This is a genomic window from Streptomyces pseudogriseolus (assembly GCA_002154585.1).
In the GTDB taxonomy this organism is placed as follows: Bacteria; Actinomycetota; Actinomycetes; order Streptomycetales; family Streptomycetaceae; genus Streptomyces; species Streptomyces pseudogriseolus.
Genome location: MUNG01000423.1, coordinates 1 through 2,947 on the forward strand (window position 1 = coordinate 1; position 2,947 = coordinate 2,947).

2 protein-coding genes are annotated in these 2,947 nt (G+C 72.0%); both read right to left on the reverse strand.

The window, feature by feature from the left end; all coding sequences use genetic code 11:
- On the reverse strand, positions 1 to 2,347 hold a 2,347-nt coding region (locus tag CCN29_RS29660; RefSeq protein ID WP_143661402.1), incomplete at its 3' end, for a type I polyketide synthase.
- Between the two features lie 135 nt (positions 2,348 to 2,482).
- Positions 2,483 to 2,947 (reverse strand): acyl carrier protein (locus CCN29_RS29665; RefSeq protein WP_442538558.1); only part of this gene is annotated, 465 nt, incomplete at its 5' end.

Consider the following 2,947-nt stretch of genomic DNA (forward strand, 5'->3'; position numbering starts at 1 on the left):
CGGTCACGTTGGAGACGACCGGGATGGCCGGAGCGGCGTAGGTCAGGCCTTCCGCGACCTGACGGAACTCCGCCAGCATCGGCTCCATCAACGGCGAGTGGAACGCGTGCGAGACACGGAGACGGGAGGTACGGCTGCCCTGCGCGGCCAGAGCCTCGGCGATCTCGGTCACGGCGGTCTCGGTACCGGCGAGGACGACGGCCTTCGGGCCGTTGACCGCCGCCACCGACACCTCATCGGTACGGCCCTCCAGCAGCGGCAGGACCTCGTCCTCGGCCGCCTCCACCGCGACCATCACCCCGCCCTCCGGCAGGGCCTGCATCAACCGCCCGCGCGCGGTCACCAGCGTGCAGGCGTCCTCCAGCGACAGCACATCGGCCACATGCGCGGCCGCGATCTCCCCGATCGAGTGCCCGCCCACGAAGTCCGGGCGCACGCCCCAGCATTCCAGCAGCCGGAACAACGCGACCTCGACCGCGAACAGCGCCGGCTGCGCCCACTCCGTACGCCCCAGACGCTCACCGTCCTCGCCGAAGACGACGTCCTTCAGCTCCGCACCTACGCGTGCGCACACCGCGTCAAAGGCCTCCGCGAACACCGGGAACGCGTCGTACAGCTCACGCCCCATCCCCGCACGCTGCGCACCCTGCCCCGAGAACAGGAACGCCTGGCGAGTCTCACCTCGCTCCTGGCCGATCGTCACGTGCAACGCAGCCGACCCGGAGCCGAGTTCGGCCAGCGCGTCCACGAGGCGCGTGGTGTTCTCCACGACCGCGACAGCCCGGTGCTCGAAATGCGTCCGGGTCTCCGCGAGCGCGCGCCCGATGAGAGCCGACGGTACGTCCGGGTGCCGGCCGGCAAAGGTGCGGAGGGAGCGGGCCTGGGCGCGCAGGGCCTCTTCGGTGCGGCCGGAGAAGACCCAGACGATCGGCTCGTCCCCCGTCGCGCCGGCCGCCGGAAGCTCGGCTTCCTCAGCCGACTGGGCCTGTTCGAGGATGACGTGCGCGTTGGTGCCACTGACACCGAAGGCAGAGACGGCGGCACGTCGGGGACGGCCGGTTTCGGGCCATTCCTGACGCTCGGTCAGCAGGCGCACGGCGCCCGCCGACCAGTCCACCCGCGACGACGGCTCGTCCACGTGCAACGTCTGCGGCACAACCCCGTGCCGCAGCGCCTCCACCATCTTGATCACACCGGCCACACCCGCAGCCGCCTGCGTGTGACCCAGGTTCGACTTCACCGACCCCAGCCACAGCGGGCGGTCCTCCGGGCGTCCCTGCCCGTAGGTGGCCAGCAGCGCCTGCGCCTCGATCGGGTCGCCCAGTCGCGTGCCCGTGCCGTGTGCCTCGACCACGTCCACATCGGAGGCCGACAATCCCGCGCTCGCCAGGGCCGCGCGGATCACCCGCTGCTGCGACGGGCCGTTGGGCGCCGTCAGGCCGTTGGACGCGCCGTCCTGGTTCACCGCCGAGCCGCGCACCACCGCCAGCACCCGATGGCCCTTGGCCTGGGCGTCCGAGAGCCGCTCCACCAGGAGCACCCCGACACCCTCACCCCATCCGGTACCGTCCGCGCCCTCCGCGAACGCCTTGCACCGGCCGTCCCCCGCCAGACCACCCTGGCGGTCGAACTCGGCGAAGACGTCAGGGGTGGACATCACCGTCACGCCGCCCGCCAGCGCCATGTCGCACTCCCCCGCCCTCAGGGACTGCACCGCGAGATGCAGCGCCACCAGGGAGGACGAGCAGGCGGTGTCCACCGTGACCGCAGGACCTTCCAGCCCCAGGACGTAGGACACCCGGCCCGACACCACGCTCGCGGCGTTGCCGGTGAGCAGGTGTCCTTCGATGCCGTCGGGCAGTTCGCCGCCCGTGTCGGCGCCGTAGTTCTGGTTGCTGCAACCGATGAACACGCCGGTCCGGCTTCCGCGCACGGAGGCGGAGGTGAGGCCCGCGCGTTCGAGCGCCTCCCAGGAGGTCTCCAGGACGAGCCTCTGCTGGGGGTCCATGGCCAGCGCCTCGCGCGGCGAGATGCCGAAGAACCCGGCGTCGAACTCGGCCGCCGTGGTGACGAACCCGCCGTGCCCCGTGGTGGCCGGTGTCGCGTCGCCGTCGGTGTCCCAGCCCCGGTCGACGGGGAACGGGGTCATGGCGTCGATGCCGGCGTCGACCAGCCGCCACAGGTCGTCCGGACCGGTCACGTCACCCGGGTAGCGGCAGGCCATGCCGACGACGGCTATCGGCTCGTTCGCCGTGCGGAGGAGTTCCTCGTTGTGCCGGCGAAGGCGCTCGTTCTCGAGCAGGGACGCGCGCAGCGCGGCGACGACGCGCTCCTCGGAGGTGGACATGCTCAGCTCCACTGGTGGGGTGGTCCGTACTCGGGCGGACGGGCAGACAGGCGGACGGGCAGGCGGGCAGGCGGGCAGGTGGACGCGGGCGGATGAACTCGGAGGCGTGACGCGGACCGTTGGGGGCGCGGCGCCTCAGGACGGGGTGTCGCCGAGCGCCAGTTGGACGAGGGCGTCGACGTCCATGGCGCCGATGTCGTCTGCATCGACGGCGGCGACGGCATCCGCTCCGGCATCGTCCCGAGGTGGTGCGTCCGTCGTGCGGTCGTCGTTCTCCGCCAGGGCGAGCACGGCCGTGAGCAGGCCGCTCTCCTGCCATGTGGCGAACGGGATGGCCGCCAGCGCGTCGCGGAGTCGGGCCTCGTCCTGCTCGGTGGCCGAGGGAAGCGGTCCGGTGCCCGGTTCGAGTCCCGCGAAGAGTTCGTCGTGGAGGTGATCGGCGAGGTGACGTGGGGTGGGGTGGTCGAAGACCAGGGACGGGGGCAGTCGCAAGCCGGTTTCGTCGTTCAGTCCGTTACGGAGCTCGACGGCGGTGAGGGAGTCGAAACCGACGTCCTTGAAGGGCCGGTCGACGTGCACGGCACGATCCGCGGACCGGCC